This is a genomic window from Psychrobacillus sp. Z3-81 (assembly GCF_056620325.1).
Genome location: NZ_JBWQPU010000012.1, coordinates 116,992 through 124,010, shown reverse-complemented (window position 1 = coordinate 124,010; position 7,019 = coordinate 116,992). Strand labels below are relative to the sequence as shown.

At 38.4% G+C, this 7,019-nt stretch carries 6 protein-coding genes; 1 reads left to right on the top strand and 5 read right to left on the bottom strand.

From position 1 onward, the window contains the following. Positions 1–250: 250 nt before the first annotated feature. Both AC1ECF_RS13595 and AC1ECF_RS13590 read right to left on the bottom strand, forming a co-directional pair. A complete protein-coding gene (locus tag AC1ECF_RS13595; protein WP_480389970.1) occupies positions 251–418 on the bottom strand; it encodes a hypothetical protein in 168 nt (55 codons plus the stop codon). A gap of 18 nt (positions 419–436) precedes the next feature. Next, positions 437–1,174: a gamma-glutamyl-gamma-aminobutyrate hydrolase family protein gene (locus tag AC1ECF_RS13590; protein WP_480389969.1), complete on the bottom strand. Its 738-nt coding sequence runs from the start codon at positions 1,172–1,174 to the stop codon at positions 437–439. 116 nt (positions 1,175–1,290) lie between these two features. Between AC1ECF_RS13590 and AC1ECF_RS13585 the strand changes: the two genes are divergently transcribed. Further along, complete coding sequence (locus AC1ECF_RS13585) at positions 1,291–2,163, top strand: SDR family oxidoreductase (RefSeq protein WP_480389968.1); 873 nt, start codon at positions 1,291–1,293, stop codon at positions 2,161–2,163. Positions 2,164–2,296: 133 nt separating this feature from the next. On the opposite strand, the gene AC1ECF_RS13580 is transcribed toward AC1ECF_RS13585, so the two are convergent. From AC1ECF_RS13580 to AC1ECF_RS13570, 3 genes are all read right to left on the bottom strand, one after another. Beyond that, positions 2,297–3,688, bottom strand: a complete 1,392-nt coding sequence (locus tag AC1ECF_RS13580) for a SpoVR family protein (RefSeq protein ID WP_480389967.1) — start codon at positions 3,686–3,688, stop codon at positions 2,297–2,299. Beyond that, entirely contained in the window at positions 3,685–4,842 is a 1,158-nt protein-coding gene (gene yhbH / locus AC1ECF_RS13575; protein WP_480389966.1) for a sporulation protein YhbH, read from the bottom strand. The genes AC1ECF_RS13580 and yhbH overlap by 4 nt, the downstream gene beginning before the upstream one ends. Positions 4,843–4,941: 99 nt before the next feature. Next, positions 4,942–6,837, bottom strand: coding sequence for a PrkA family serine protein kinase (locus tag AC1ECF_RS13570; protein WP_480389965.1), 1,896 nt, complete (start codon positions 6,835–6,837; stop codon positions 4,942–4,944). Positions 6,838–7,019 lie beyond the last annotated feature (182 nt).

Sequence of the window (7,019 nt, the reverse complement as noted above, 5' to 3'; positions counted from 1 at the left end):
GAACCAATCGGGCTTTTAGGGACAGTTGATCTCCCACTTAGCTGTCTCCTTTCTTTTGCCATCTTGAAGTGGGAGTCTTACTGTCCCTTTATGCGGGATAAATAAGCCAGACAGTTAGAAGCATCCTGCAAAGGTAAGGAAAGTGCTAACCCCAACTAGTTTTGTCCACATTACAAAAAAGGCTGAAAGAAAACAATTCCTATACCTAGAATATAAAAAAAGCATTAGGAGCTCCTAATGCTTTTAAGGGTTAGTTCTCTTTATGTTCTTCTTCACTTTTTAGCTTGTCTGTGTCTTTTTCTTTCTTATTGTCTGCATACCCGTTGTTGCCTTCTGTTTCAAAGTCATCTGGGTTTAGATGAGAATCACGTTGGAAAGATCTTTCGTCAATTTGCTCGGATTTCTTTTTATCTGTCATATTCCATTCTCTCCTTCACTATTTTGTTTGTTTATCAGTGCGATTATTTTTCTTATTAATAGCCGCACGGATATATTCTTTGAAAAATTGTTGCGATTTTTTATCACCGTCTAAAGCAAACTCCTCAGGATGCCATTGGAATCCCATCACAAATGTATGCTGCGTACTTTCAGCTGCCTCAACTATTCCATCGGGAGCAGTCGCCACTACCCTTAACCCTTCCCCAACTCTGTTTACTCCTTGATGATGAAAGGAGTTAACCTTGAAATGTTCCTCTTGAAAAATTTCAAATAGCTTACTCTCCCTGAAGAGTGTAATTGGATGGGACCGGTGTGTTCTGATTGAATTTTGCCTATGCTGCATAGCTGGTTCATCCCTTTGAGAATGAATGGATTGAAATAGTGAGCCTCCCATTACAATGTTAAGCATATGTAATCCTCTGCACATGCCTACGAATGGTTTGTCTAGCTCTAACATTTTTTTTACTAAATCATATTCCATCTTATCAAGTCTCGGGGTTGTCCTTTGCAAATCAAGATGAGGATACTCATTATAATAAGCAGGATCTATATCCTCTCCACCGGTAATAATCAAACCATCAATTTGCTCACAGAGCTCCTCTATATTTTCTTCTGATACTAGAGGAATTAATAGTGGTATTCCTCCCGCCTGAATAATGACATCCGAATACACTGGTGATAAATAATAATTCTTTTCTTCATCTACCTCTGCTGTTATGCCTATAATTGGCTTCATTAGTTTTCACCTTCTCCACCATTTTTATACCCACCATTCGTTCATTAAAAACTTGTTTGTTTTTAGTCACCAAGGGAATAAAAAAGGTAGATATCAAACAGAGGAGGTATTATCTCATGAGTGATAAATATGAAAAACTAGACGAACAAATTTCTGGACAAACACAAGATCGTCAGCCAGGTATTGAGCAAAAAATGCATCCACAGCCTATTTTTGATGATGAGAATTATAAAGGCTCGGAGAAATTAAAAGGGAAAACGGCTCTTATAACTGGAGGAGATAGTGGAATAGGCCGAGCGGTTGCCATCGCTTTTGCTAAAGAGGGAGCAGACGTTGCTATTGCCTATTATGATGAACATGAAGATGCGAAAGAGACTGTTCAGCTTATAGAAAAGTATGGTGTAAAAGCTCATCGGATTGCCACTGATTTAAGTGACGATGAAAATTGTGAGAAGGTAATTGCAGAGGTTATAGAAAATTTTGGAAAGCTAAATATTTTAGTTAACAATGCCGGAAAGCAATTTCCTCAAGAAAATTTCTTAGATATCTCGAAGGACCAACTATTCGAGACATTCGAAACGAATATTTTTTCCATGTTCTATCTAACACAAGCTGCACTTCCGCATATGACTAAAGGAGATACAATCGTAAATACTTCTTCCGTCACTGCCTATCGTGGCTCTAAAAGCCTGATAGATTATTCATCTACAAAAGGAGCAATTACCTCCTTTACTCGATCGTTGGCTTTAAATTTAGTGGATAAAGGAATTCGAGTAAACGCTGTGGCACCAGGTCCAATATGGACACCACTGATCCCAGCTACCTTTGATGAAGAAAAAGTGGAAACACATGGGGATAACAACCCTACTGGACGTCGAGGTCAGCCAGCAGAAAATGCTCCTGCATATGTTTTTTTAGCTTCGAATGATTCTACCTATATAACTGGTCAAACCATCCACGTGGATGGCGGAGATTTTGTAAACTCGTAGAAAGTAAAAATACTCATATGTAAATAGCACTTACGATTCTAATCAATCGTAAGTGCTTCTTACTTTTTAAGAGTAATTATCTGCTACTTTAGACGAGCTATCCATACGCACCAAACCCTTTGTTACTAGTTTTTTATCCTACGGTTTTATTTGTTTTTATTCCATCAAATGTATAGAGCACATATTTATTTTCGATTACCGTATCCACATGAACCGTTCTTCCCCAAAGTTGATAGATATAGGGCATTACATTCTCTAAATAACGAGTATCTAACTCTTTTCCTTCGTAGCAATGCTTAATATAAAGCTCGCCATTGCGACCATAATCCCCATTCTCTACAACTAAGTAGGGAAATCCACCATTCGTTCGCATTGCAACTAGTTCATTTCGAATTTGTTCATAATTTTTATCTGTGATTTCATAATTCCCATTTTTCTTCTCAAATAAATATAAATCTTCTCGCTTAACTAGTTCCTTTGTAAGATAGTTTCTTATAAAGGAGGTATCGGATTCTATTTCTCTTACTTCAAATATTTTTTCTCTTCCACCACCAGGAGAAATTCCCATCCGTTTCATCTCTTCTGATGGATGGTCATAGCGATGTTCAATATCTTCAAATATCTTTAATCCTAAATAATAGGGATTGATAGACGTCTTGGATGGCTGCACAACGTTCGCATTCAATTTAGCGAATTCAATGGTTTCTTCTGTGGAAAGATCCATTTCTCTTAAGATTCGTTGGTGCCAGTAAGATGCCCAGCCCTCGTTCATAATTTTGGTTTCTAGCTGTGGCCAAAAGTAAAGCATTTCTTCTCTCATCATAGTTAGTATATCTCTTTGCCATTCCTCTAATTCCTTGCTAAATTGCTCAATAAACAATAACAAATCCTTCTCAGGAGCAGGCGGAAACTTATTCCTATACGGAACAAATAGCCGGCTGGTCTTTTTCGTTTCGTCTAGGCTCCATAAATCATCAAATTCGCTTTTTCTCCTTACCTCTTCTTCCTCTTCTTCATACTCAGGAAGCTTTGGCCTAATGATGGATGGATCAATATGCTCCTGAATGGCGAGGACCGCATCCAAAAATCTTTCTACCTCCTCCTTTCCATAAAGCATTTCGTATTGTGCTATGCGCTCAGCAGTAGCTGTCATACTTTCCACCATATCTCTTCTAGTATTCGAGAACCTTACATTATTTTTGAAGAAATCACAGTGAGCAAGCACATGTGCGATAATCAGCTTATTTTGAATTAAGCTATTCGTATCTAGCAGAAATGCATAGCAAGGGTTGGAATTGATCACTAGCTCATAAATTTGGCTAAGGCCCAGGTCATACTGGAGCTTCATTTTTTGAAATTGCTTTCCAAAGCTCCAATGTGAAAATCTTGTCGGCATTCCGTATGCCCCTATTGTATAAATGATATCTGCTGGACATATCTCATATCTCATCGGATACGTATCTAAACCAAAGCCGGTTGCGATTTCCGTAATTTCGTTAATAGCACGCTCAAGTGTCCCGCTCATACACTGGAAGCTCCTTTAGCAAAGATACTTTTTAATGCTTTATAAATATCCTTATTCTCTTTTAAAATAAAATACCGAAATTTCGGATTATCTATTTCTTTGTAGGCGTTCATTAGAGTGGAATACCTGCTCCTCTCATTTACTTCAGCATAACCAAACATACGAGAGACCTTCATTAAATCATTTACTAGTTCCACACATTTAACATTGTCACTGGATATATTTTCACCATCTGAGAAGTGCACTGGATAGATGTTGTACTGGGAAGGAGGATATTTTTCTGCTATCAGCTCTAATGCTTTTTTATAGGCAGAAGAGCAAATAGTGCCCCCACTTTCTCCTTTCGTAAAAAATGCTTCCTCCTCCACTACTTTTGCCTCCGTGTGATGAGCAATAAATTCTATGTCCACCGACTCATACCTCGAACGCAGAAATCGTAGCATCCAAAAGAAAAAGCTTCTAGCACAATACTTTTCAAATACCCCCATAGAGCCACTTGTATCCATCATGGCAAGGACAACTGCCTTGGATTCTCTTTTTTTTACTTCATCCCACGTTTTAAAACGTAAATCATCTTGATGAATGGGAGCGATTTCTGCCTTCCCCTTTAAAGCATTCCGCTTAATAGCGGAAATAATAGTTCTCTTCTTATCAATGTTTCCCATAAGGCCTTTCTTTCTTATATCATGAAACTCAATATGTTCCGTTATAATCTCTGCGTATTGCTTATTTTCGAGGTGAGGGAGTTCCATATCTTGAAATAAGGCATCTTGTATTTCTTCCATTGAAATCTCTGCCTCGTAATAATCCTGCCCGGCACCGGTACTAGCTTTCTTACCTTTTCCAGCTTCATTTCCTTGCCCTGGCCCTCTCGCTACAATATCTCCAACCTCACTAGATCCATTTCCTTGCCCAACACGCTTGCCTGTATCATAGTTGTATCTGATTTTATATTCATCTAACGACCGGATGGGTATTTTAACCACATCTCGTCCGTTTGACATGATGATACTTTCTTCACTTATTAAATCAGGTAAATTATCGCGTATAGCCTCTTTGACTTTATCCATATGTCTTTGCTGATCCTGATGTCCTTTTCGATGTAGTGTCCAATTTTCCTGAGATATTAGAAATTTCCCTTTCTCTTCTTCCATCCTTAACACCTACCTATCTTGTTACCCGATTGGGTAAGAGTGTAAAAAAACAAGACTAATAAATATATCAGTCTTGTTTTCTTTCTCATTGGCTGTATGTTACCTATTAAGCAAACTTCCCACATACCTTAACAATTCATTTGCAGAGGTAGAATTATATCCATGTTCGTCTATCAATCTTGCGATTACTTCATTAACTTTCTTTAATTGTGTCTCGTCTGGAGTTGATGCAGAAGTAGTTATTTTCACTACATCCTTTAAGTCTGCAAATAGTTTTTTCTGAATGGCCTCTCTCAGCCTTTCGTGAGAGCTATAGTCAAATTTCTTTCCTTTTCTTGCATACGCAGATAGTCGGATTAATATTTCTTCTCTAAAGCCTCTTTTTGCATTTTCTGAGATGCCAATTTGCTCTTCTATGGAGCGCATTAGCTTTTCATCAGGACTCATCTCTTCTCCTGTCAAAGGATCCCTTAATTTATTTTTATTACAAAAAGCCTCCACATTATCGAGATAATTGTTCATTAAGGTAATAGCAGATTCTTCATAGGAATAAACAAAGGCCTTCTGCACTTCTTTTTTCGCAATTTCATCAAATTCCTTACGAGCAATGGAAATAAAATTCATGTATCTCTCTTTGTCTTCTTTGGAAATAGAAGCATGCTGGTCGAGACCTTCCTTTAGAGAACGCAATACATCTAATGCATTGATAGAAGGGATTTCTTTACGAATGATTGCAGAGGAGATTCTGTTAATTACATAACGAGGGTCAATCCCATGCATTCCTTCCGTGGTAGATTCTTTTTTTAGCTCCTCTATATCGATGTCATTATAACCCTCGATTGTCTCCCCGTCGTATAGCCGCATTTTCTTAACGAGATCCATTCCTTGCTTTTTAGAATCCTCTAGTCTAGTTAGAATGGAGAAAATAGCTGCTACTCTCAGCGCATGGGGAGCGATATGAACATTTCTCATATCACTTTCCCGTATCATCTTCTCATAAATCTTTTCTTCCTGACTGACCTGCAGATTATACGGGATCGGCATTACGATGATTCGAGAATGTAGCGCTTCATTCTTTTTATTAGCAATAAAAGAACGGTATTCTGTTTCGTTTGTGTGTGCAATAATCAATTCATCTGCACTAATTAAAGCAAATCGGCCAGCCTTGAAATTGCCTTCCTGTGTAAGGGAAAGCAAGTGCCATAGAAATTTCTCATCCAGCTTCAGCATCTCTTGAAATTCCATCATTCCTCGATTTGCTTTGTTAAGCTCTCCATCAAATCGATAGGCCCTTGGATCTGATTCCGATCCATACTCTGCAATGGTAGAAAAGTCTATACTGCCAGTTAAGTCGGCTATGTCCTGAGATTTGGGATCAGAAGGAGTAAATGTTCCAATACCTACACGTTTATCCTCCGAAAAGAAGATTCTTTCAATCATGACATCTTCAATATCGCCGCCGTACTCCTTCTCAAGCCTTAACGTATTAAGAGGAGAAAGTGCCCCCTCAATTCTTATTCCAAACTCTTTATAAAAGTCATCACGCAAATGAGACGGTATTAAATGTAATGGTTCTTCATGCATCGGGCAGCCCTTAATGGCATAAACGGCTCCTTTGTCTGTCTTCGAATATTCTTCAAAGCCTCGCTTCAAGAGAGTTACGATAGTTGACTTCCCTCCACTTACTGGACCCATAAGTAATAAAATTCTCTTTCGAACATCCAGTCTCTTTGCGGCTGGATGGAAATATTCTTCTACTAGCCGTTCGATTGCCTCTTCTAGACCGAATATGTCCTTCTCAAAAAAGTTGAATCTTTTTTTGCCATTCTCCTCCACAGCGCCTGCATCCTTAATCATGCTATATACACGCGCGTGCGCTGTTTGTGCCACTTCAGGCCTTTCCTTTACTATCTCTAGATACTCCCGGAAAGTACCTTCCCACTTCAGCTTATTTTCCAATTGGCGAGAATCTTTTATCTTCTCAAAGATGTCCATATTCCCCTCCATCCCTTTTCTAGAAATAATTTTGATGATTTTCAAATGACGTTTCCGTAAACATCTTGTTTAGAATATCTTCAATAGGCCTTCCTGATGAAATGCTAGCTCATCAACCGATTGCAAGTGAGTCCAGCTTCTCCTCTATTCTCCTTTTGTTTTTCCTATCATATGCAAATATT